At 42.2% G+C, this 25,508-nt stretch carries 13 protein-coding genes; 12 read left to right on the top strand and 1 reads right to left on the bottom strand.

Features of this window, described 5'->3' with window-relative positions:
* Positions 1-491 precede the first annotated feature (491 nt).
* The 11 genes from BM107_RS00990 (at position 492) to BM107_RS00935 (ending at position 21,650) form a co-directional block, all read left to right on the top strand.
* Entirely contained in the window at positions 492-2,324 is a 1,833-nt protein-coding gene (locus BM107_RS00990; RefSeq protein WP_090979336.1) for a sialidase/neuraminidase family protein, read from the top strand.
* A gap of 116 nt (positions 2,325-2,440) precedes the next feature.
* A complete protein-coding gene (locus BM107_RS00980) occupies positions 2,441-3,859 on the top strand; it encodes a sialate O-acetylesterase (RefSeq protein WP_244278686.1) in 1,419 nt (472 codons plus the stop codon).
* Positions 3,859-6,642, top strand: coding sequence for a glycoside hydrolase family 2 protein (locus BM107_RS00975; protein WP_090979330.1), 2,784 nt, complete (start codon positions 3,859-3,861; stop codon positions 6,640-6,642). The genes BM107_RS00980 and BM107_RS00975 overlap by 1 nt, the downstream gene beginning before the upstream one ends.
* A 125-nt stretch (positions 6,643-6,767) precedes the next feature.
* Positions 6,768-9,506 carry an alpha-L-rhamnosidase gene (locus BM107_RS00970; RefSeq protein WP_090979328.1) on the top strand — a complete coding sequence of 913 codons (2,739 nt, stop codon included), beginning with the start codon at positions 6,768-6,770 and terminating at the stop codon, positions 9,504-9,506.
* Positions 9,507-9,692: 186 nt separating this feature from the next.
* Positions 9,693-10,823, top strand: coding sequence for a sialidase family protein (locus tag BM107_RS00965; protein WP_090979326.1), 1,131 nt, complete (start codon positions 9,693-9,695; stop codon positions 10,821-10,823).
* On the top strand, positions 10,824-12,353 hold the full coding sequence (locus BM107_RS00960) for a DUF4974 domain-containing protein (RefSeq protein WP_244278685.1): 1,530 nt from the start codon (positions 10,824-10,826) through the stop codon (positions 12,351-12,353).
* Positions 12,354-13,250 carry a sugar phosphate isomerase/epimerase family protein gene (locus tag BM107_RS00955; RefSeq protein WP_244278684.1) on the top strand — a complete coding sequence of 299 codons (897 nt, stop codon included), beginning with the start codon at positions 12,354-12,356 and terminating at the stop codon, positions 13,248-13,250.
* Between the two features lie 9 nt (positions 13,251-13,259).
* Positions 13,260-15,767, top strand: coding sequence for an L-rhamnose mutarotase (locus BM107_RS00950; RefSeq protein ID WP_090979324.1), 2,508 nt, complete (start codon positions 13,260-13,262; stop codon positions 15,765-15,767).
* Positions 15,768-15,850: 83 nt separating this feature from the next.
* Positions 15,851-16,936, top strand: a complete 1,086-nt coding sequence (locus tag BM107_RS00945; protein ID WP_090979322.1) for a Gfo/Idh/MocA family protein — start codon at positions 15,851-15,853, stop codon at positions 16,934-16,936.
* 672 nt (positions 16,937-17,608) lie between these two features.
* Positions 17,609-19,198, top strand: coding sequence for a sodium:solute symporter family transporter (locus BM107_RS00940; RefSeq protein WP_090979320.1), 1,590 nt, complete (start codon positions 17,609-17,611; stop codon positions 19,196-19,198).
* 286 nt (positions 19,199-19,484) lie between these two features.
* On the top strand, positions 19,485-21,650 hold the full coding sequence (locus BM107_RS00935; protein ID WP_090979318.1) for an alpha-L-rhamnosidase-related protein: 2,166 nt from the start codon (positions 19,485-19,487) through the stop codon (positions 21,648-21,650).
* Between the two features lie 58 nt (positions 21,651-21,708).
* Here the strand turns inward: BM107_RS00935 and BM107_RS00930 are convergent, their stop codons facing one another.
* Complete coding sequence (locus BM107_RS00930; protein ID WP_090979316.1) at positions 21,709-22,482, bottom strand: IclR family transcriptional regulator; 774 nt, start codon at positions 22,480-22,482, stop codon at positions 21,709-21,711.
* Between the two features lie 272 nt (positions 22,483-22,754).
* Here BM107_RS00930 and BM107_RS00925 point away from each other — a divergent pair, with 272 nt between their 5' ends.
* Entirely contained in the window at positions 22,755-25,508 is a 2,754-nt protein-coding gene (locus BM107_RS00925) for a family 78 glycoside hydrolase catalytic domain (protein WP_090979313.1), read from the top strand.

Genomic DNA, 25,508 nt, shown 5'->3' with positions numbered 1-25,508 from the left:
GTCATTGCGAACTGAAGTAAGGGAAGGAGCGGACGCGTGAAGCAATCTATTGAGAAAGAAAGATTGCTTCGTTCCGATGAAAAATCGGAAACTCCCAATGACGCAGAACATAATTAAAATGAAAATGAATCAGATACCTGGGCGAAAAAGAAAGTGATTGAAGAGGTATTGATTAATAAATAATTCGTCATTGCGAAACTGAAGTAATGGAAAGAGCGGATGCGTGAAGCAATCTATTGGGCAAAAAAGATTGCTTCGTTCCGATGAAAAATCGGAAACTTGCAATGACGTAGAACATAAATTTAAATGAAAATGCATCAGATACCTGGGCGAAAAAGAAAGTGATTGAAGAATTATTAATTAATAAATAATTCGTCATTGCGAACTGAAGTAAGGGAAAGAGCGGACGCGTGAAGCAATCTATTGAGCAAGGAAGATCGCTTCGTTCCGATGAAAATTGGAAACTTGCAATGACGTAGAACATAATTAAAATGAAAGTACAACAGATATTTGGTTTAGCTATCCTACTTGCATTGGCACTATCCACTGTGCAGGCACAGGATACCGTGCGCTATACTGGCAAAACACTGGTTAATTCCGATTACCACCACGGCCGGTTAACACCGGTAGTGGGTGTACACAGCATCCAAACCTTCCGTGCAAACCGCGAGCACCCAGAATTGGCCGAGAATTTTGGATGGACCTATAACCACGCACCCATGCTGGCTTATTGGAACAACCGCTTTTATGTAGAATATTTGAGCGATAAAGTAGGCGAGAGCATCCCGCCAGGACAAACGCTGCTGCAATCATCAAAAGATGGCTACGCCTGGACCAAGCCCGATGTTATTTTTCCCGTTTACCGGATTCCGGATGGTACCACAAAAGAAGGCCGTACAGATGTAGCCAAAGATCTGGATGCGGTAATGCACCAAAGAATGGGTTTTTATGTTTCGAGCAAAAATGTTTTCCTGGTGCTCGGCTTTTACGCCATCAGTTTCGATGCCAGGGACGATCCTAATGACGGACATGGCATCGGCCGGGCTGTACGTGAAATACAGGCAGATGGTACATACGGACCGATTTATTTCATCCGTTACAACCCAGGTTATTCTGAAAAGAACACCAAATATCCATACTACACTAAAAGCAAAAGCAAAGCTTTCACTGAAGCCTGTAACGAGCTGTTGGCGAATAAATTAATGACCCAACAATGGAACGAAGAAGCCGACCGGAAAGACCCCTTAATTACTTTGCAAAAACAATACAAAGCCTTAAGCTACTATCATTTACCCGATGGTCGCGTAGTGGGGCTTTGGAAGAACGCCTTAACTGCCATCAGTACCGACAATGGTAAAAGCTGGCCTGAAAGTGCATTCCGTGCACCCGGTTTTGTAAACAGCAATGCCAAAATCTGGGGCCAAAAAACCAGCGATGGCCATTTTGCAACCGTGTATAATCCATCCGAATACCGCTGGCCACTGGCCATCTCCACCAGTAAGAATGGTTTGGATTATACTGACCTTTCCTTGGTAAATGGTGAAATCTCGCCCATGCGTTATGGAGGCAATTATAAATCGTATGGTCCGCAATACGTTCGGGGTATTGAAGAAGGTAACGGAAAACCTGCCGACGAGAAGCTTTGGGTTACCTACAGCATGAATAAAGAAGACATTTGGGTTTCAGGTATTCCGGTACCCGTAAGCACAACGGTTAACACCCATGTAAACGATGATTTCAGTAAAATGCCTGCCGATAAAGCTTTGGGTTTGTGGAATATTTACAGTCCGCTTTGGGCACCGGTAAAGGTAGAAGACGGCAATTTAGTCCTAAAAGACAGAGATCCTTTTGATTATGCAAAAGCCGAACGTGTGTTTCCGGCTTCGGCTAAGCTAAGCACATCTTTTTCGGTTACGCCTAAGCAGGATAATTTCGGTTTAATGGAAATTGAGCTGCAAGATGATAAAGGCATGGCTACCGTACGTTTAACTTTTGATACCGCCGGTGTACTAAGCGCAAAAGCTGGTGCACGCTACAAAAATTTCTTAAAATATAAGGCTGGTGAAACCTACAATATCAAGCTAAAACTAAACACCGCAAATCGTTTTTATACCATTACCGTTAATGGTAAAGATGTGCTTACTGGTCTGGCTTTCCAACCGGTGGCCAATGTTTCGCGCATTGTTTTCCGTACAGGCAATGTACGCCGTTTCCCGGATATAGACACCCCAGCCGATCAAACCCACGATTTAAAGAACGCAGGTGAGGCCGAGAAAAAAGAAGCCGTTTATCTGATTAAATATTTAAAAACGGAGGGGTTATGAGGCAGTTTTCAGTTTGGAGTTCAAGGATATCCGTCATTGCGAGCTTTCGATTTTTAATCGAAGCGAAGCAATCTTTGTGCAAGGTTAAAAAGATTGCTTCGTCGTACCTCCTCGCAATGACGATAACTATAATTTTAACTTCACTAGTTACGATCAACGCCAACGCCAAAATCCTGTTGCCACAAATCCTCTCCAGCAACATGGTTTTACAACGCGATAAACCCATCAACATCTGGGGCTTTGCAGCAGCAGGCGAGCGCATAACCGTAACTTTTGCGGGGCAGAAAAAAGAAGCCCTAACAGATAATAAAGGAAACTGGGCAGTAGTTTTAAATCCTTTAAAAACAGCTGCACAACCACAAAGTATGCTCATTTCGGGTTCAAATACCATCGAGCTGAGCAATATTTTGGTTGGCGAAGTATGGCTTTGTTCCGGTCAATCGAACATGGAATATGCCATGCGCAAACTGGCTAAAATCCCGAAGCCCAAAAATGAAAAACTGGGCTTTCCTGCTGATGAAGTAGTACAGGCCAAAAACAAGCAGATCAGGATTTTCCTGGTAAACAGAAAAACTTTAATCAAACCCGATTCCATTCATAAAAGTTGGAGTGTGGCCGAAGATTCTGCTTTACGCTCCTTTTCGGCTGTAGGTTATTTCTTTGCCAAAGAATTACAACAAAAATTGGGTGTTCCAGTAGGTGTAATTTCTTCGGCAGTGCCGGGCAGTGCTATCGAACCCTGGATTTCGGAAAAGGCATTTGCTGATGAAGCCTATTTTAAAGACAAAAAAATAGGCAACGATCCTGGTAAGTTTTATGTACCGATGATTGAACCTTTGACCAATTTCAAAATTCGTGGTGTTTTGTGGTACCAGGGTGAAACGAATTGTTTCCTCAATGAAACCATAAGTTATGCGTATAAAATGAAAGCGCTGATACAAAGCTGGCGCAAGGCCTGGAGGGAAGAGTTTCCTTTTTATTACGTACAAATAGCCCCTTTCGATTACAGCAAGCAAAAAAGCGAAAAAGTGGTACTAAGCGCGGATACAGAACCTGCATTTTGGGAAGCGCAGGAACAGCTTTTACGCCTGCCTAATACGGGAATGATCTCAACTTCCGATTTAAACGATAACGGTGGCGATTTACATCCCACCTATAAATGGGAGGTAGGCAGGCGCCTGGCAATTTGGGCCTTAGCCAAAACCTATCACCAAAAAATAGATTTTTCTGGTCCAATTTATCAAGCTGTTACGTTTAAGACTAACCAGGCCATACTCAATTTCGAACATTTAAATGTGAAAGATTCTGGCACTGTCGCGGGCTTTACATTGGCCGGAGCTAACGGGAAATTTGTACCCGCCAATGCCGAAATTAAAGCCGGAAAAGTATGGGTATCCGCCAAAGAGGTGTTGCATCCTAAAGCGGTACGTTACAATTGGGCAGAAAATCCTTCGGGGAATTTTTATAGCAACGGCTTGCCCGCTTTACCCTTTCGAACTGATAATCCATTAACCCAGCAATTCAAAATCAATTAATGTTAAAACGGTCATCACTATTTCTTTGCTTTATTTTAATGTTTTGCCTGGCTAAGGCACAACAAACGGAGAAATTATATCTATCAGGCACGGGCAACGACCATACCGTAAACTGGGAGTTCTTTTGTACAGAAGGCATGAACTCAGGCAAATGGACTACTATTCCCGTTCCTTCAAACTGGGAGCTGCAAGGTTTTGGAAAATACAATTACGGTTTCAATAAAGAAGAAAATAAAGGCAAAGAACAAGGACTCTATAAGTATAAATTCAGTGTTCCGGCTACATGGAAAAACAAACAGATTAATATCGTTTTTGAAGGCTCCATGACCGATACGGAGGTCAAAATTAATGGTCAGCTGGCCGGAGAAATTCATCAGGGATCGTTTTATGTATTTAAATACGATATTACTAAACTGCTTAAGTCGGGTAGCGATAATTTACTTGAAGTTAAAGTAGCCAAACATTCTGCCAATGAATCTGTTAACAATGCAGAACGCAAAGCAGATTTTTGGATTTTTGGTGGTATTTTTCGTCCCGTTTACCTTGAGGCTTTACCAGAATCACATATCAATCGGGTTCAAATTAATGCATCAGCAAGTGGAATATTTGAGGCTATTGTTAATGCATCTGGCTCCTATAGTAGAATCGAAACTAAACTTACCGATAAAAATGGAAAGGTTTTTGGGTTTATTCCAGACCTTATAGTTATGCCAGATGACAATAAAAATCATTTTATTAGCTATACACTTCCAAAACCAAAATTGTGGTCGCCAGAATTCCCAAACCTATATAAAGTTACTTTTACTTTATATGATGACGGTAAACCAGTTCATGTTATCACCAAAAAAATAGGTTTCAGAACGATTGAAGTCCGTGAGCGCGATGGCGTATATATCAACGGCGCAAAAATAAAATTTAAAGGCGTTAACCGGCATTCGTTTTATCCTTCATCGGGCCGCACCACCAGTAAAAAAATTAGCATTGCAGATGTGCAGTTAATGAAAGACATGAACATGAATGCCGTTCGCATGTCTCATTATCCGCCCGATGGTCATTTTCTCGATGTTTGCGATTCGCTTGGCCTTTTCGTGATGGATGAATTGGCCGGATGGCACGGTACCTACAACACAGCCACTGGCACAAAATTATTTAAAGAAATGATGGCCGCCGATGAAAATCATCCATCTATTGTATTCTGGGCCAATGGAAACGAAGGTGGACACAACCGGGAACTCGATCGCCTTTTCCCTGAAAACGATCTACAGAAACGCCCGTTAATCCACCCATGGGAGGTTTTTGGTGGCTTCGAAACCACACATTACCGCGAGTATAATTATGGTATCGGCAATTACGATCATGGTCATAATATTTTAATGCCAACAGAATTCCTGCATGGCATGTGGGATGGCGGCCATGGTGCCGGGATAGAAGATTACTGGAACGCGATGTGGAACAACCCGCTTTCTGCAGGTGGCTTTCTTTGGGATTTTGCAGATCAGGCTGTAGTGCGTACCGATAAAAATGGCATTTTGGATACTGATGGTAACCATGGTCCTGACGGGATTGTAGGGCCATACCACGAAAAAGAGGGCAGTTTTTATACCATTAAAGAAGTATGGAGTCCGGTATTTGTCGAAAAAAGAGAAATCACCGCTGCATTTGATGGTACTTTCCTTCTGGAGAACAGGTACGCCTTTACCAACCTGAACCAATGCAGTTTTGAATGGAAATTAAAAAGATTAAAAGCCGATGGTTCCGAAACCGATTTCAAAGCAGGTAAAGCAAATGCACCTGATATTAAACCTTTAAAGAAGGGAAAATTGCAAATCAATCTTCCTGCAGACTGGAAAAATTTCGATGCACTGTATCTAACTGCTAAAGATGTTTACGGCAAGGAATTATTTACCTGGAGTTTCCCGATCAGCCTGCCAAAAGATGATGCTGCTAAACTGGTTGTAACCACCGGATCATCAAAAGTGGATCTCAAAACATCGGCTACAGCTTTCGAAGTTTTGGCTAACGGCGTTCAACTAACCTTTGATAAAACAAACGGTTTACTGAAAAAGGTCGAGAATACGAAAGGAATCATCCCATTTAACAACGGACCGGTTTTACAGGAAGGTGTAAATAACTTTAAAAATTTCACGACCAGAATGGATGGCCAAAATCTGGTTATCACTTCAACTTTTGACAGAAAAGAAAGTTACAACACCCTGGAATGGACCATTTATCCATCAGGATGGTTAAAAATGCAGGTAAAATATTTCCCCGCGGCTTATTTTACCACTTTCGTTGGCTTAAACTTTTCTTATCCCGAAACAGAAATGAAAGGCGTAACTTACAAAGGTAGCGGACCATACCGTGTTTGGAAAAACCGCATGAAAGGTACCCGACTAGGCGTATGGAAAAAAGATTACAACGATTCGGCAACCGGAGAACCACCATGGCAATATCCTGAATTTAAAGGCTATTATGCCAATTTGTACTGGTGCGATTTTATCGGCAAGGCACAAAATTTCAGGGTAGTAACCGATAGGGAAGATATTTTTTTAAGGCTGTTTACGCCGAAGAAATCGAAAGACACAGAATACGATAACATGAGTCCGACTTTTCCAAACGGCGACATTTCTTTTATGAACGGAATTTCGGCTATCGGTACCAAAACGCAAAAACCAGAAACCACCGGTCCGATGGGCATGAAACATGTATTTTACGATTTTGAAAAAGAACCGGCGAGAGCATTGGATATGACTTTGTATTTTGATTTTTCTACCAAGAATTAACCACAGACGAATTGGATGAACACAGATAAAAATATTATTGAATTATTGCTGAAAAAGATCAGTGTTTATCTGTGTGTATCTGTGGCAAAAAAATAATTAACTGAATCGGTGTAATCACAAAAAAAATGAACATTAAAACCTACATATCGCTAATCACACTGCTGCTACTCTTGCCGCTCCAAAAACTGGTGGCCCGGGTGAGCCTGCAAAACCTGAAATGCGAGATGTTGGTTAATCCGTTAGGTATTGATGCGCCACAGCCGCGTTTAAGCTGGGAAATCCTTTCACCAAAACGCAATGTAGTTCAAAAGGCTTACCAAATTTTAGTAGCCTCAACTACTGAAAAACTGGCACAAAATGATGGAGATCTCTGGAATTCAGGAAAAGTAAGCATTGATGAATCTATTCATGTTGCGTACAACGGAGAAAAATTAACCAGTCGTATGAAAGTCTACTGGAAAGTTAAAGTTTGGACATCTGAAGGCGAAAGCGAATGGTCGGCCACTAATTCGTGGACCATGGGCTTGCTCAATTATAAAGACTGGCCAAAAGGCTGGATTGGTTTCGATCGGGCCTTTCCATGGGACAACATCAAAACCGACTCCCGTTTATCGGCACGCTATTTCAGGAAGGAATTTCAAAGTACCAAAAAAGTAAAATCCGCCACAGCTTCGATTATTGGATTGGGTTTGTACCAACTTTATCTGAATGGCAAAAAAGTAGGTGAGGAGGTACTCACTCCTTCACCAACTGACTACAATAAAAACGTGAAATACAACACCTACGATGTGACCACTTATTTGCAGGAAGGGAAAAATGCGGTTGGTGCCATTTTAGGCAATGGTCGTTTCTTCGCCATGCGGCAAAATGAAAAACCCTATAAAATCAAAACTTTTGGTTTTCCTAAAATGCTGCTGAACATCCATATTGTTTACAGCGATGGCAGCACAGCCAACATCGACACCGATGATAGCTGGAAAGGCACTGCTGATGGTCCCATCCGTGCAAATAACGAGTACGATGGCGAAGAATATGATGCCACAAAAGAAGCTGCGGGTTGGAATAAAGCAGGTTTCGACGACAGCAAATGGCTGAAGGCAGAATTTGTACAGGAACCTTCGGGAACCATCGAAGCCCAGATGAACGAAAACATGCGAGTGATGAATACACTCAAACCGGTTGCTGTTAAAGCAATCTCTGACGGCAGATTTATCCTCGACATGGGTCAAAACATGGTTGGCTGGTTACAAATTAAAGTTAAAGGCCAAAAGGGCAAACAATTGAAAATGCGTTTTGCCGAATCGTTGCAAGAAAATGGTGAGTTATTTACGGCAAACCTGCGCAATGCCAAATGCACTGATTTATATACTTTTAAAGGAAGCGAACCAGAATTATGGGAACCCACTTTTGCTTACCGTGGCTTTAGGTATGTAGAACTTTCCGGACTTAATTACACCCCAAACCTCAGCGACTTTACTGGGAAAATGATCTACGATAAAATGAATACCGCAGGTACTTTCGAAACGTCAAATGCATTAATCAACCAGATCTTTAAAAATGCCTGGTGGGGTATCGCCGGAAATTACAAAGGCATCCCGATTGATTGTCCGCAACGCAACGAGCGTATGCCCTGGCTAGGCGACAGAGGTGCTGTTGCGCATGGCGAAAATTTCCTTTTCGATAATGGTCGTTTTTATGCTAAGTGGCTGCAGGATATCAGGAATGCACAGAAAGAAGATGGTGCAATCCCCGATGTTGCACCCGCATTTTGGCGTTATTACAGCGATAACATGACCTGGCCAGGTTCCATTGTGCTCATTACCGAAATGCTTTACAGGCAAACGGGCGATGTCCATGCGGTGGCTGAAAACTATCCGGCTATTAAAAAATGGTTGGCTTATATGCAAGACCGTTACATGAAAGATAATATCCTCACCAAAGACAGTTATGGTGACTGGTGCATGCCACCCGTAACAATTGAGGCAGGCAGAGGTAAAAGTGCCGATAAAAAGTATCCTTCCGAACTGATTTCGACGGCTTACTACTATCATTTTACACAATTGATGATGCAGTTCAGTAAGATAAGCGGGAATGAAGGTGATTATAAAGATTATGACGCGCTGGGAGATCAAATAAAAGCTGCCTTTAATCAGAGGTTTTATAACGAAAAAGGCTTTTATGGCGATAATAACTTAACAGACAACATCATTCCGCTCTATTTCGGAATGGTTCCGGAAAAGCATATCGATCAGGTTTTCAAAAATATAGTGTATACCGTTGAAGTAACCAATAAAGGGCATTTAAGCAATGGTTTGGTTGGGGTACAATGGCTAATGCGTTGTTTGAACGATTACGGCAGACCCGATTTGGCTTATACCATCGCTACACAAAAAACTTACCCAAGCTGGGGTTATATGATCGATAACGGCGCAACCACCATTTGGGAACTCTGGAATGGCAATACCGCCGATCCGAAAATGAATTCGCAAAACCACGTGATGATGCTGGGCGATTTACTGATCTGGTATTACGAAAACCTGGCCGGTATTAAAGCGGAAAGCCCGGCCTTTAAAAAAGTTAGCATGAAACCCGAAATGATCGCTGGATTAGATCATGTAAATGCAAGTTATCAGTCGGCTTATGGATTAATTAAAAGCGATTATACCAAAACCACCGGTAAATTTACATGGAAAGTAAGTATTCCGGCCAATACGAGTGCTACACTTTATATTCCGGCAAAAAACAAACAGGCAGTTATAGAGAATTCAGGTTCAATGAAGGATTTAAAATTTATAAAATTAGAAAAAGACAGAGCCATTTATGAGGTGGGCTCAGGTGATTATGAGTTTGTGGTAGAACATTAATCGTGGGTGCAAGGCACGAAGTAGTTAAAATGATGGTTTGTGTGGTCACAACCATAGCGCGAGAACAAATCTTCACTGCGAGTAGGCACGTCAGCCAGTTCCGATTTCTCAGGAAAGCAATCTATTTAACAAAAAATTGCTTCGCCTGATTAAAAATCAGCCTCGCAATGACCAAAACTAATAAGTATGATATTCAAAAGAATTTTAACCATAGCCGCAGCAGCCTTCACGCTTACTGCCCATGCCCAGGTAGAAAAATGGCAAACCGGAATCGTTAAACAGGAGTTTTTATACGATAAGGCTCCGTTTCCGTCCTGCCACTCAGCTACCATTGCCGAAACCCCGACAGGCTTAGTGGCCTCGTTTTTTGGGGGGACCAAAGAGCGGAATCCCGATGTGGAGATTTACATCAGCCGTTTTGTTGATGGAAAATGGCTGGCACCGGTTTCTGTAGCCAATGGTATTTTGGCCGATGGCAAACGCTTACCTACCTGGAATCCCGTTCTGTACCAATTGCCAGGGGGCGATTTATTGTTGTTCTATAAAATAGGGCCTAAACCATCTGAGTGGTGGGGCATGATGCGCAGTTCAAAAGATGGCGGTAAAACCTGGTCGGATGCTACAAAACTGCCAAATGGAAATATCGGTCCGGTTAAAAATAAGCCTGTTTTATTGAGCAACGGAAATCTCTTTGCGCCATCAAGCCGTGAAGGTAATGGCTGGAAAATACATTTCGAAGTAACCAAAGATAACGGCAAAACCTGGCGTACAGTAGGGCCGTTGCAGGAAAACGGAATTAAAGCCATCCAACCCAGTATTTTACAGTATGGAAAAGGTAAACTTCAGATTTTAGCGCGTACCGCAAACCGCTCCATCGCCGAATCATGGTCTACAGATAATGGCGAAACCTGGTCGCCGTTGACCAAAACCACTTTACCCAACAACAATTCAGGTACCGATGCCGTTACGCTGAAAGATGGCAGACAGGTATTGGTTTACAACCATGTATTGCCTCCCGGCGATTTGGCCAAGGGTGCGCGCACACCGTTAAATGTTTCAGTTTCTAAAGATGGTAAAACCTGGTACGCGGCATTGATTTTAGAAGATTCGCCCATCAGCCAGTATTCTTATCCCGCTGTTATTCAAACGACTGATGGCATGTTGCATTTCATTTATACCTGGCGGAGGGAGAAAATCAAACACGTAGTAGTAGATCCTTCAAAATTAAAATTGAAGAAAATTAAAAATGGCATTTGGCCAAAACTAAAGGGATATACCGCACCGGTAATTACTGAAACTAAAAACGAGGAGGGTTAAATGATAAATTTATTTAAATACGTCCTTTCGAGCGGAGTGCAACGCAGTCGAGAAATCTGTGTAAGTAGATTTCTCCATTTCGCACCCGGCGAAAAGCCGGCTGGCTTCAGTCGAAATGACGATCGACTGAGTGGTTATCAAAGAAATATTATCATCTTACTACTGTCTATTTTCTCGTTTACCACTTTCGCCCAAACCCAAAATTCAGATCATGCGTATAAAAAACCTCTATTAGAAGTACTTAAGGATATTGAAAATCGTTATCACGTAAAAATTAAATATGCCGAGCCACAGGTAAAAGATAAGTGGGTAAACTATGCAAACTGGCGCTTTCGGGCAGATGTAGATGAAACTTTATCCAATGTACTTACTCCATTGGATATGAAGGTGAACAAAGAGAAAGCAGGCGTTTATAAGCTTAAAGAATATGAATATTACCGCTGGGAAGTACAGGATGGCTGGGCTTATCTCGATAGTTTAGCTTCAAAATACAGCGATCGGGACAGCTGGGAGAAACGGAAAGCATTGATTAAACCTCAGCTTTTTGAGGCTTTGCAATTATCTCCTTTACCGGCCAAGCCCAATTCGAACCTAATTATTACTGCTAAACGAATTTTTGATGGCTATTCAGTAGAAAACATTGCTTTAGAGATTTTACCAGGCGTTTGGATCAGCGGATCACTTTATAAACCACTAAATATCAGAGGAAAAATACCGGTAATCTTAAGTCCTGATGGACATTGGGAAAAACAGCGTTACCGTCCCGATTGCCAGATCCGTTGTGCCATGATAGCCCGTATGGGGGCTATGGCCTTTAGTTACGACCTCTTCGCCTGGGGCGAATCGATGTTGCAGTTTAAATACGAAGACCATAGAAAAAGCCTGTCGCAAACCGTACAAACACTTGGAGGAATCCGCATTTTAGATTATTTCACTTCACTAAAAGAAACCGACACCAACCGGGTGGCCATTAGTGGTGGTTCGGGCGCCGGCAGCCATTGCATTTTAATGACCGCAATGGATAACCGCATTAAACTCAGCGCCCCTGTGGTAGCCATGTCATCCTACTTTTATGGCGGCTGTCCGTGCGAAAGCGGTATGCCCATTCACCAATGTGGGGGTGGAACAGATAATGTGGAACTTGCGGCAATGGCTGCACCGCGTCCACAATTGCTCGTATCAGATGGTAGCGACTGGACCGCCCATACTCCTGAACATGATTTCCCATACCTGCAAAAAATGTACAGCTATTATGGCGTAAAGGATAAAGTAGAAAACGTGCATTTACCAGATGAGAAACATGACTTCGGTCCGAATAAGCGCATTGCCCTTTACGATTTTCTGGTTAAATATTTCAAACTCAATGGCAATTCTGTTAAAAACAAAGCCGGAAAGTACGATGAAAGCAAAGTAACCATCGAAAAAGAAAATGCCATGTATGTTTTCGGCGATAAAGGTGAAAAACTGCCTAAAAATGCTGTAATGGGTTTTGAAAACCTGCAAAAATTGTTTCCAAAAAGCCAGAATTAAATGATGCAATACCAGAACAGAAAAACCTTTATCAAACATCTTGCCTTAATTGGCGGGAGCTTAATGTTGCCCGATGTTTTGCTGGCTGCAAGCTCAAAGCGCAGGTACAAAGTGGCAGTAATTGATTTAATGATCCTCAAACGCCAGAAATTAAGTGCTTTAGAACTGACCAGTGAAATTGGTGCCGATGGATTGGAAATTGATATGGGCGGGCTGGGCGACCGGGAAACCTTTGATAATAAACTGGCAGATCCGGCCATCCGAGCGCAATACCTCGAAAAAGCAAACGCACTTCATCTCGAATTTTGTTCCCTTGCCATGACCGGTTTTTATGCCCAGTCTTTTGCCAAACGACCAACCTATCAAAAAATGCTTCAGGATTGTTTAGATACTGCTAGAGCCATGAAAATTAAGGTTATTTTTTTACCGCTTGGCGTACAGGGCGATTTGGTTAAAAATCCCGAATTAAGGGCACCGATTGTTGAACGTTTAAAAGTTGCTGGTAAAATGGCGGCCAAAGCAGGGGTGGTTATCGGTATTGAAACTTCACTCGACGCAAAAGGCGAACTACAGTTGCTGAAAGAAATCAATTGTAAACACATCAAAAGCTATTTCAACTTTTCCAATGCAATTAAAAATGGTCGCGATTTAAACCAGGAACTAAAAATACTGGGCAGGAAAAATATTATTCAGGTCCATGCGACCAATGAAGATGGTGTATGGCTCGAAAATGACCCCAAAATTGACCTCAAAAAGGTAAAACAAACGTTAGATGAAATGGGCTGGAGTGGCTGGCTGGTTATAGAACGCAGTCGCGATGCCAAACAACCTACCAATGTGAAGTACAACTTTACCGCCAATACCAAATACCTGAAATCTATTTTCCAAGCCGGATAACCCTTGTTTATGAGAACCTACCTAACCATTTTGCTGATTTTAAATTTAATGTGCGCGCAATTATTCGCAGCCGATATTTATGTCTCCAAATTGGGCTCAGATCGCAGTACCGGCACAAAGGAAAAACCATTGGCTTCCTTACATTTTGCCATCCGGAAGGCCAGGGAGTTGCGCAGGCTAAACGATAGTTCAGTTAAAGGTGGGATTCATATCATTATCGAAAATGGTTATTACACTTTAGATGAAGCTATTGTGCTTCGTCCCGAAGATTCGGGCACCAAAGAAAGTCCCACCCGGATTATGGCGGCTCCAGGCGCTACAGTTATTTTTAGTGGTGGCGTAAAAGTCAAAGGCTGGAAAAAATTAACTAGCCCGGTTGCAGGCTTACCTAAAAATGCCATGGGTAAAGTTTGGGTGGCTGATGCACCTATGTTTGCCGATAATACTTTATTGTTCAGACAGCTTTGGGTGAATGATAGTAAGGCTGTTAGGGCCAAAGATGCTAACGGCGATGCCATGAACCGCATTTTGTCCTGGGATGCCCAATCACAGACCTGCAAAATCCCTTTAAATAAAAACATCAGCCTCAACGGGGCTAAAGGCATCGAAATGGTCATCCACCAGTGGTGGGCGATTGCTAATTTGCGGGTAAAATCAGTAAAAACACAGCAGAACACTGCCGAACTTTCCTTTTTACAGCCCGAAAGCCGCATACAATCAGAACACCCATGGCCAGCGCCGTGGCTTTCGGATAAAACCGGGAATTCTGCCTATTATTTAACCAATGCCATTCAGTTCTTAGATGAACCGGGCGAGTGGTTAGAGGATTTACAGCACCATAAAGTTTATTACTGGCCTAAAGCAAAGCAGAATATGCTTCAGGCAGATGTGGTTGCACCTGCTTTAGAAACCTTAGTTAAAATTGAAGGAACCATCGATCATCCGGTTGCTTATATTTCTTTCCAGGGGATATCTTTTCAGCATGCATCGTGGTTATTACCTTCCAAACAGGGCCATGTACCGCACCAGGCAGGTATGTATATGCTCGACGCCTATAAGTTAGATCAACCAGGTACTTCCGATAAAGGCACATTGGAGAACCAGGCCTGGGTGGGGCGTCCGGCTTCCGCCATCCAGATCAGTTATGCCAATCATATCGATTTCGAGGCATGCAGGTTCGAACACCACGCTTCAACCGGACTCGATTACCAAAAAGGGACGACCAACAATCTGATTAAAGGCAATTTGTTTAAAGATATCGGCGGATCAGGGATACTAATGGGCACTTTTTCTGACGAAGCCACCGAGGTACATTTACCTTACCAGCCAACGGATGAACGTGAAATTTGCTCGGATAACCGGATTGAAAATAACCTGATTACCGACGTAACCAACGAGGATTGGGGCGCTGTTGGTATTGGTGCAGGTTACGTACGCGGACTTAAAATCCTGCATAATGAAATCAGTGATGTATCCTATTCAGGGATTAGCATGGGATGGGGCTGGACAAAAACCAAAAATGCGATGAGGGACAATACCATTAGCGCCAACAAAATTCATCATTATGGCAAACACATGTACGATGTAGCCGGCATTTATACCTTATCTGCACAACCTGGTTCGTTCATTACCGAAAATGTTATCGACAGTATTTACACGGCCAAATATGCGCACTTACCTGACCATTGGTTTTACCTCTACACCGACGAAGGATCTTCTTATCTCACGATAAAAAATAACTGGACGCCCAGCGAAAAATACCTGCAAAATGCCAATGGCCCAGATAATGTATGGGAAAATAACGGGCCTGGAGTTGCCGAAAAAATCAAAGAAAACGCTGGTCTGGAAGCGCAATATCAATATCTGCTAAAGGATAAATCATCGATTTCTGGGAGCAGGCAGTTTAATAAGGCGATAGATAAACCTGTGGTTTTTGAGCTGATTTTTAAAACAGGAAAAGTACCAGGCGAAAAAGCATTAACCGCATTTGCCCGAGAAAATAACCTGCTGCTTTCATCCATTTACCTTTGGGAGAATCGTCTGGTCATTTACACCTCGACCTTAAAAACAGAGAGCCTCCAACAAACCTTAAAAAGACTCAATGCCAGTGAAATTAAACTGTACAATGATGTGTTTTACGATTTCGACCGGAAAAAACAATGTGGAACCGAACCGGTAAAAGAATGGGACAATATTATACTATCTGCCAACCTGGTGAAAGATGAAAAACTGCAAAAAGAATACCTCGCTTACCACAAAACGCAGTTTGAGAAATGGCCCGAAATATCAAAAGGCTTTTGCAATGCTGATTTTCAAAGGCTGGTTATTTTTAAAAAAGGCCGCCAGCTCATGCTGATTATCAGCATACCCAAAGGCGAAAATTTAGATAAACTGAACCTGAAAACAACGGAAAATAACCCCAGGGTAGACGAATGGAACGCATTAATGAAAAAATACCAGGAAGGAATTGAAGGCACAAAACGTGGCGAAGTTTGGGTTTTCTTTAAACCGATATAGAGAAATCGTCATTGCGAGAAGGCTTTTTCAGCCGACGAAGCAATGACGACACTTAAAATTATGACGCTTACAAAAAAATAAATATGTTAAGATTAGGAATACTAGGATTAGGCGAGGGCAGAAGCACCATATCTGCCTCACTGGCCAGCAAAAAGTTCAAATTGATCCAGATTTGCGATGCCAATAAAAAACTTTGCAAAGAACGGGCTCTGGAGTTCGATTTCCAGAACTGGACTACCGATTACAACGATATGCTAAAAAGCGATAAAATTGATATGATTGCGATTTACACGCCCGATCATTTGCATTTTGAACACATCAAACTGGCCTTGGAACACGATAAGCACGTGGTTTGTACCAAACCCTTTATTGATGATCTCTCGCAGGCCAACGAACTGCTGGCCCTGAGCAAAAAGACCAAAAAGAAAATTTTCGTCGGTCAGAGTTCGCGCTTTTTCGAACCGGCTATGCGCCAGAAAAAAGATTTCGATAAAGGCCTGATCGGCGAGTTAATTACCATCGAAAGCCACTACCATGCCGATCACCGGTGGTTTTTGGAAAAAGGCTGGTCGCTAAAACAATCGTTCAAATGGTTATATGGCGGTTTAAGTCACCCTGTCGATTTTATCCGCTGGTATATGCCTGATATTGAAGAAGTAATGGGCTATGGTATGCTTAGCAGCAATGGGCAAAAAGCTGGTTTAAAAAACCAGGATACCATGCACTTTATCTTCAAGGCCAAAGATGGCAGAATTGCTCGCGTAAGTGGTGCTTACACCGGACCAACCCAGCCTGCAAGTCGCGATAGTGGAATGAGCTGTATTTTGCGGGGGACAGAAGGGGCCAGCCAGGCCGATTACCATGAATTGCGTTATGCCGTAACCACCAAAACAGGCGAAGAAAAAATCATTACCTGGGGCGATGCCACTTTGAAACATTATTTCCGTTTCGAAGGCCAGAGCCACCATGCCGGCGAATACCAGAACTACCTGGAATATTTTGCCGACAGCATTAACAACAAGTTTACCGCTTACCCTGATTTAAAAGAAGGCATTGGAACTATTGCGCTTTTGCAGGCCATGGATAAATCGCTCGAAACAGGTTTACCGGTAAAAATAGAGGAAATATTAAGCAGTTATAACATTAGCCGGGAATCGATAGGATTATAAAATATTAAACCACAGATGAAAAAGATGGACACAGATAGTTAAGAAGCAATGGTTCGTATCACATCAAAAGTTAAAATGTGTGTTATAAAAAATCGACCACGGAAACACAGAAGTCACGGAATTCAAATTCGTTAGATGCTTAATATCGGAAAAGTATTAAACCGAGATAAAAGTTTCCGTGTTAATCCGTGTTTCCGTGGCAACAGAATATAGCGTTACAACATTAGCCGGGAATCGATAGGATTATAGAATATTAAACCACAGATGAAAAAGACAGACACAGATTGTTGAGAAGCAATAGTTCGTATCACATCAAAAGTTAAAATGTATGTTATATATAAAATCGGCCACGGAAACACAGAAGTCACGGAATTCAAATTCGTTAGATGCTCTAAATATCGGGAAAGTATTAAACCGAGATAAAAGTTTCCGTGTTAATCCGTGTTTCCGTGGCAACAGAATATAGCGTTACAACGTTAGCCGGGAATCGATAGGATTATAGAAATTCGTCATTGCGAGGAGGCACGACGAAGCAATCTTACTACTTATGCTGTAGAAAATACCTCATAAAAATTGCTTCGTGCCTTGCAATGAAGACAAACTAAGGCGCATGTACCGCTGACGGATAAAGAATAATTCTGTGGCAAACAAATAAAAAACCAAACTAACCAAATGCACAACATTGTAGAACGTTTAACCAGTTTAGATTACATCATCGTAATCTCCTACCTTGTCATCCTGATGGTGATCGGGTACCGCGCCAGTTTTCCGAAGACAAAAAACAATGATGAAACCTTATTCTTAGCCAATAAATCTTTAGGCTGGGCCAGTATTGGTTTCAATATGTGGGGTACTAACGTAGGCCCATCCATGCTGCTTGCTTTTGCCAGTATCGGCTATACCACCGGTATTGTGGCCGTAAACTTCGATTGGTATGCCTTTATTTTCCTTTTCCTGCTTGCCATTGTTTTCGCCCCCAGGTACCTGGCCGCAAAGGTGAGCACCATGCCCGAATTTATGGGAGACCGTTACGGCGATTCTACCCAGAATATATTAGCCTGGTATGCATTAGTTAAGATTTTAATCTCCTGGCTATCGTTAGGTTTATTTGCCGGTGGTTTTTTAGTCCGCCAGATTTTAGGCATCCCCATGTGGCAGTCAGTCACCGTTTTGGTTGCTTTTGCGGGCTTATTCACTTTTTTTGGCGGTTTGAAAGCCATTGCCAAAGTCAACATTTTCCAGATGATTTTACTGATTGCGGTTTCGCTTTCGCTTACCTTACTAGGCCTGCATAGGGTTGGAGGAATCTCAGCACTATACAGCAAAACACCCGGACATTTCTGGAACCTCATACAACCTGCCAGCGATCCCAAATATCCCTGGTATGCCATTCTTTTAGGCTACCCGGTGGCTGCTGTAGCCTTTTTCTGTACCGATCAATCAATGGTTCAGTCTGTTTTGGGCGCTAAAAACCTGAAGCAGGGCCAGTTGGGCGTGAGCTTTATCGGCTGGCTAAAAATCCTTTCGCTGCCACTCTTTATCGTTACCGGAATATTGTGTTATATCCTCTTTCCCAATCTGAAAGATCCTAACGAAGCTTACATGACCATGGTAACCAATCTTTTTCCTCCAGGCATGAATGGTTTGGTAATCGTGGTGCTTATCGCGGTTCTGGTTGGCACCATAGGTTCATCGCTGAATTCGTTAAGCACCGTATTTACCATGGATGTGTATGTGAAGAAAATCAATCCGAACGCCACCAATAAGCAGATCATCAATGTTGGGCGTTTAACGGTTATAGCCGGTTGTATTTTCGCGGTAATTGTCGTGCTGGCCATCGATAACATTAAAGGTCTAAACCTCTTCGATGTGTTCCAATCCGTACTGGGTTTTATTGCGCCTCCACTTTCAGTGGTTTTTCTGTTAACCGTGTTCTGGAAACGGACTACCCGAAAAGCCATAAATTTTACACTATCCATCGGTTCGATACTGAGTTTAAGTACCGGAATTATGTATTTATGGGTTTTACCGCCCAGCGAATATACCCTTTGGCCACACTACCTCATGTTATCCTTCCTGATCTTTATGGGTTTATTGCTCATCGCCATTTTGATTTCGCTTTTAGACAGAACACCAAGTATTTACACCATCAACGAAGAACATGAAGCCAATATTGAAAAACCAGATAAGACTGTATGGATTTCCTGGGCTGCATTGGCTATGGTAATGGTTGCACTTTATATTTTCTTTAACGGACATTAACATCAACCACAGATAAAAAGGATACACACAGATAACAACACATTATATCCGTGTTAATCCGTGTCCATCCGTGGCTAAATAAAAACCTGATAAACCTAAGTTATCCGTGGCTAAAACCAAGCAACATGAAAAACCTAAATTATCCCATTACGGACACAAATTATGAACCACAAATAAAAAGGATACACACAGATAACAACACATTATATCCGTGTTAATCTGTGTCCATCCGTGGCTAAATAAAAACCTGATAAACCTAAGTTATCCGTAGCTAAAACCAAGCAACATGAAAAACCTAAAAAAAATACTCCTGATTCCCCTGCTGCAAGCCATGGTAATCCCCGCTTTTGCGCAAAAAGCATCCTGGATCTGGTATCCCGGCGATTTTGATATCTACATGAGCAATGTGATGCAAAACCGCAGAACAGAACGTGGTTCATTTTTCCCTGTATTCTGGAAAATGGATAGTCATTATGTGCTGGTCGATTTCCATAAAGAGTTTACCCTTAGTGAGCCCGAAGTAGTTAAGCTCTTTGTAGAAGGCACTTACAATGTTAAAATTGACGGTCAGGCCCTAACCGGCTTTCCGAAATCCATCCGAATCCCGGCCGGAAAGCATAAACTAAGCCTGAAAGTGTATAGCCAGGCTACAGTGCCAGCCATTTTTGTACAGGGTAAAACCGTTATATCAGATGAAAGCTGGTTAACCACTTTTGAAGATAAAGAATGGATTGATGCCAGTGGCAAAACTTCCGATAAATCTGGAACCAACTTTGTTTCTGCAGGCTCCTGGGGATTAACCGATCCTTACAGCCTGCCTTCTGCGTTTAAGTTACCTGTTGTGAAGCATACTGCTGTTAAAACAGAAAAGGCAGGCACAGGTTATATAGCCGATTTTGGGAAAGAAACCTTCGGTTTTATTAAAGTGAATGGCTTAAAGGGCAAAGGTAAATTGAGTTTGTATTATGGCGAATCGAAAGAAGAAGCCTTATCAACAGATAAATGCGAAACACTGGATCACCTGGAGATTGATCTTACCAACAAAAAAGATTCGGTGATGCCGCTTTCCAAAGCTTTCCGCTATGTGAATTTTCAGCCCGAAAATGGCGTTTCTGCCGATTCTATCTCCATGCTTTATGAATATGCTCCCGTTACCGAGCGAGGAAGTTTTAAATCTTCAGATGCGGAGCTGAACAAGATTTACGATGTAGCCAAATACACTTTTCACCTCAATACCCGCGAATTTTTTATCGATGGCATAAAACGTGACCGATGGGTGTGGAGTGGCGATGCCTACCAAAGTTACCTCATGAATTATTATTCGTTTTTTGATGCGCCGACCGTGAAAAGAACATTGTTGGCCCAGCGCGGCAAAGATCCGGTTACGGCACACATCAATACCATTATGGATTATTCTTTCTATTGGTTTTTGGGTATTTACGATTATTACAAATTTACCGGCGACAGAAAATTTGTACAGGACATTTATCCCCGCATGCAATCACTTATGACTTATATTGATGGCCGTAAAAACAAAAACGGTTTGCTGGAATGGATGCCCGGTGACTGGATTTTTATAGACTGGGCCGATAAGTTGAGTAAAGATGGGGAAGTGAGCTTCGAGCAACTGCTTTACGCCCGCAATTTAGAAACCATGGCATTATGTGCCAAACTGGCCAACGACAGCGAAAATGCCACCAAATATGAACAACAAGCCAAAACATTGAAAGCCAAAATATTCGATATTTACTGGAATCAAAGCAAACACGCCTTGGTGCATAGCAGGGTAGCAGGTCAGCCCACAGAAAATGTAACGCGCTACGCCAATATGTTCGGGATTTTCTTCGATTACTTTACGCCCGAACAAAAAATCGCCGTAAAAGAACATGTATTGCTTAACGACAGCATCAACAAAATTACTACACCTTACATGCGTTTTTATGAGCTGGAAGCACTTTGTGCAATGGGTGAACAAAGCTATGTATTAAAAGAGATGAAAAACTATTGGGGAGGCATGCTCAAGCTGGGTGCTACTTCCTTTTGGGAGGAATATAATCCCGATAAAAAAGGTACCGAACACCTGGCCATGTACGGCCGGCCATTTGGAAAAAGCCTTTGCCACGCCTGGGGAGCCAGCCCGATTTACCTGCTCGGCAAATATTACCTCGGGGTAAGTCCCGATTCTCCGGGTTACGAAACCTACACCATTGAGCCCCATTTAGGTGGTTTAGCCTGGATGGAAGGTAAAGTACCCACTGCCAACGGCGATATTTCAGTTTACATGAATAAAAGGGAAATCAAGGCGAGCGCTGCTACCGGAAAGGGTAAACTCAGGATAAAGAGTAAAACGAAACCAGTAGCGAAAGGAGCAGAAATTAAAGAAATTTCAAAAGGAATGTTCGAGGTTACAATTGAAAAAGGAGTGGAGTATCTGATTAAATATTCGAGCTAAGCTCTTTTGTAGCCGTGCAAACCTAGCAGGCTTTAAACCCTGCTAGGTTTAAATGAAGCTAAACTCCAATTCTTTGTTCAATTTTTTTAACACATTTGTTCGCTTCAGCTAAAATGATTTTACTGTCAATCGCCTGATCGGAATTTAAGGCATTCAGCATCGAAATGGTTAAGCAGGCAATAATGCCATTGTTGCTGGCAATACCAATAGGGACAGAAATATCGGTTACACCCGAAACAGCATCACTGTTTTTAAAATATGAACCTGTTTGCTGAATTTCATTCAAAGAGTTTAAAAAATCTTCCTGCTGTGGTTTGGCATATTTTTTAAAAATAGCGTTGTTTTTTAATATGGTATTTCGTTCAGCTTCGGGCATATAAGCCAGCAATACTTTACCCGATGCAGTTAATGGTAGCGGAAACAAATTTCCCTCTTCAATAGAAAGGGCAATTGGTCCCGGACTTTTCGCATGAATAATGACCATCACCTGGTTCATGTACAAAATACTCAGATGACAAGATTGCCGTACCGAATTGGCCAACTCTTCCAACGGAAACTGTGCAGCCTTCCTTAACTCATCAATAGGTGAGTGGCGGTGAGAAAGGTAAAAAAGTTTGAGCGACAACCGGTATTTACCCGAAACCTCATCGCGTAAAATATAACCACGGCTTTCCAGACTCATCAGCATCCGGTAAATTTCATTCGGTGTTTTTTCAATACCAATGGCAATTTCGGTTTGTGATAAGGGAATGGATTGAGCCGATAGATACTCTAAAATATCAAGCCCTTTATCTAAAGCCGGTGCCTGATACTTCGATTCATTTTCTTTCATACAGGGTTAATTTGGTTGTATCGTATTTTTTACAGTTTCAAACATACAAAAAGCATTCATATTTCATATTCAGAATGAAATTATATCATTATTACCTGAATATATGTTTTCATATTTAAAAAAAAGATTTATATTTGAATTACCTGCAAAATTTAAAGTTAAACAAATTCTACAGCTTATACTATAAGGACCAAGAATTTATTTCTAACTAAATTGAGCACGACAACCAAGTATAAACCAAATCAAGCATCAAAAGCGATCTGTACGGGCTAATGAACAAAGTTGTAATTTTTTCTTTTTTTTACCTGTTTACTTTTCCGCTGTTTGCTCAGGAGGTTAAGGTATTCCATTTAAGCTGCGAATACCGTTCAAATCCGCTTGGGATTGATGCCGTGCAACCACATTTTAGCTGGCAAATGACTTCAGATCAGCACAATATCATGCAAACCGCTTATCAGCTTCTGGTATCAAAGAGCCTGATTTCGCTTAAGCAAGATAAAGGTGAGGTATGGGATTCTAAAAAGATTATTTCCGGTCAGTCCATTCAAATAAAATATAGAGGAGCAGCATTACAATCAGCTCAAAGGTATTACTGGAAAATCCGGGTTTGGGATAACCGGGGCAAGCCATCTGCCTGGAGTGAAACGGCACTTTTCCAAATGGGGCTGTTGAGTGCATCTGACTGGAAAGGCGCCCAATGGATTGCTTACGAAAAACTGGCCGATTCAAACGTAAATGTTTTACCGACGGATGGAAAAAAAGACAAATTTAACGGCAATAATATCCTGCCGATGTTTCGCAAAGAGTTTGCAGTAACCAGAAGCATCAAAAAAGCTACTGCCTTTATTTCGGGCTTGGGTCACTTTGAAATGAGTTTAAATGGCGAAAAAGTAGGAGATGATTTTTTAGCCCCTGGCTGGACCAAATATGATCGCGAAGCTTTATACGTAACCTATGATATTACCAAACAACTAAAAAAGGGCGCAAATGCCGTGGGTGTAATGCTGGGGAATGGCTTTTACTACATCCCGCCGGTCAAAGAAAGGTACCGGAAACTAAAAGTGGCTTATGGCTTCCCGAAAATGATCTGCCGTTTATTGATCGAATATACAGATGACACTTCGGTCAATGTAACCAGCAACGAAAGCTGGAAAACAGCACCCTCGCCGGTTACTTTTTCCAGTATTTATGGTGGCGAAGACTATAACGCCGGTTTAGCGCAAAAAAACTGGAACCAGGCAGCATTCAATGATAGCAAATGGAAAAGCGCTTTGGTAGTAAATGGTCCGAAGCTAAACGCCCAGAAAGAAGAGCCTGTTAAAATTTTTGATCATTTTCCTGCAAAGCAGATTACACAAACTGCAAATGGTGACTGGGTTTATGATCTCGGACAAAACGCATCGGGCATTATTGAACTCCAGGTGAGCGGCAAAACAGGCGACACCATCCGCATTACACCAGCTGAACTATTAAAAGAAGATGGTACCGTTACGCAGAAAAACATGGGTGGACCTGCTTACTTTACCTATATTTTAAGTGGTGAGGCTACCGAAACCTGGCGGCCACGTTTTTTCTATACGGGTTTCCGCTATCTGCAGGTTAAAGGTGGCGTTCCGGCCGGAAAAGAAAACCCATTGAACAAAGCCATTATCAAAGATTTAAAAGGCCTTCACGTACGTAATGCAGCTCCAAATGTTGGCCAATTCATTTCTTCAAACGAATTGTTTAATAAAACCTTTGAACTGATCGATTGGGGTATTAAAAGTAATATGGTTAGTGTTTTTACCGACTGTCCACATCGCGAAAAACTCGGCTGGTTAGAGCAATTGCATTTAATGGGCAGTTCGGTAAATTACAATTACTCGGCTGCACCGTTGTTTGTAAAAGCCTCAGTCGATATGCAAAATTCGCAACTAGCCAACGGACTCGTTCCTGAAATTGCACCTGAGTATGTTAAATTTGAATGGGGAGGCGATATGTTCCGCGATTCGCCTGAATGGGGCAGTAGTAGTATTTTAGTACCCTGGGATTTGTACAAGTGGTATGGCGATAAACAGGCCTTAGTCAATCATTATCCCACCATGCAGCGTTACATCCAATATTTAAGCACCAAAGCCAATAACCACATTTTATCGCAAGGTTTGGGCGATTGGTATGACCTTGGCCCAAAACCTCCGGGCGTTTCACAGCTTACCCCGATGGGCATTACAGCCACTGCTATTTATTATTATGATTTAAAAATCCTCGAAAAAATAGCCAACTTATTGGGTAAAAAAGCTGATGCACTGACTTATGCCAAACTTGCAGTTTCAGTACGCAATGCATTTAATGCCAGATTCTTTAATCCTGAAGCAAGGCAATACGGATCGGGCAGCCAAACGGCTAATGCCATGGCTGTTTATATGGGTTTAGTCGAAGAAAAAGATAAGCAGTCAGTTATTGATAACCTCGTAAAAGACATTAAAAATAAAAACAACGGATTAACAGCAGGCGACATTGGCTACCGTTATGTACTACGCGTTTTAGAAGATGCCGGACGCTCGGATGTAATTTTCGACATGAACAGCCGTAGCGACGTACCCGGTTATGGCATGCAGTTAGCCAAGGGTGCTACTGCTTTGACCGAAAGCTGGGCGGCACTGCCAACGGTTTCTAATAACCATTTTATGTTGGGGCATTTAATGGAATGGTTTTACAGCGGAGTGGGTGGAATCCGTCAGGATGAAAACTCGGTCGCCTTTAACCGGATTAAAATTTACCCTGAGGTAGTCGGTGATTTAACTACAGCAACCACAAGTTACCAATCAGCCTATGGTAAAATAGCTACCGACTGGAAAAAAACGGCCGATGGTTTTGAAATCGCCATAAATATTCCAGTGAATACCACAGCTGTGGTTTATATTCCGGTTTCGGCAAGTCAAAGCCTTGCAGAGATTCACAATGCTAAATTCCAAAACCTCGGTACAGCCAACGGCAGAACCCAGGTTGCAATTGGTTCGGGTTATTATAAATTTAAAGTGAAGTAG

Origin of the sequence: Pedobacter suwonensis (assembly GCF_900111825.1) — a bacterium.
Lineage (GTDB): Bacteria > Bacteroidota > Bacteroidia > Sphingobacteriales > Sphingobacteriaceae > Pedobacter > Pedobacter suwonensis.
This window is presented reverse-complemented; position numbering and strand designations above follow the sequence as displayed.

What these genes read in the sequence shown, in the direction of transcription:
- BM107_RS00965 (WP_090979326.1), top strand. Translation starts at nt 9,693, where the DNA reads ATGATATTCAAAAGAATTTTAACCATAGCCGCAGCAGCCTTCACGCTT.
- BM107_RS00970 (WP_090979328.1), top strand. Translation starts at nt 6,768, where the DNA reads ATGAACATTAAAACCTACATATCGCTAATCACACTGCTGCTACTCTTG.
- BM107_RS00975 (WP_090979330.1), top strand. Translation starts at nt 3,859, where the DNA reads ATGTTAAAACGGTCATCACTATTTCTTTGCTTTATTTTAATGTTTTGC.
- BM107_RS00935 (WP_090979318.1), top strand. Translation starts at nt 19,485, where the DNA reads ATGAAAAACCTAAAAAAAATACTCCTGATTCCCCTGCTGCAAGCCATG.
- BM107_RS00960 (WP_244278685.1), top strand. Translation starts at nt 10,824, where the DNA reads ATGATAAATTTATTTAAATACGTCCTTTCGAGCGGAGTGCAACGCAGT.
- BM107_RS00950 (WP_090979324.1), top strand. Translation starts at nt 13,260, where the DNA reads ATGAGAACCTACCTAACCATTTTGCTGATTTTAAATTTAATGTGCGCG.
- BM107_RS00955 (WP_244278684.1), top strand. Translation starts at nt 12,354, where the DNA reads ATGATGCAATACCAGAACAGAAAAACCTTTATCAAACATCTTGCCTTA.
- BM107_RS00930 (WP_090979316.1), bottom strand. Translation starts at nt 22,482, where the DNA reads ATGAAAGAAAATGAATCGAAGTATCAGGCACCGGCTTTAGATAAAGGG.
- BM107_RS00940 (WP_090979320.1), top strand. Translation starts at nt 17,609, where the DNA reads ATGCACAACATTGTAGAACGTTTAACCAGTTTAGATTACATCATCGTA.
- BM107_RS00990 (WP_090979336.1), top strand. Translation starts at nt 492, where the DNA reads ATGAAAGTACAACAGATATTTGGTTTAGCTATCCTACTTGCATTGGCA.
- BM107_RS00925 (WP_090979313.1), top strand. Translation starts at nt 22,755, where the DNA reads ATGAACAAAGTTGTAATTTTTTCTTTTTTTTACCTGTTTACTTTTCCG.
- BM107_RS00945 (WP_090979322.1), top strand. Translation starts at nt 15,851, where the DNA reads ATGTTAAGATTAGGAATACTAGGATTAGGCGAGGGCAGAAGCACCATA.
- BM107_RS00980 (WP_244278686.1), top strand. Translation starts at nt 2,441, where the DNA reads ATGACGATAACTATAATTTTAACTTCACTAGTTACGATCAACGCCAAC.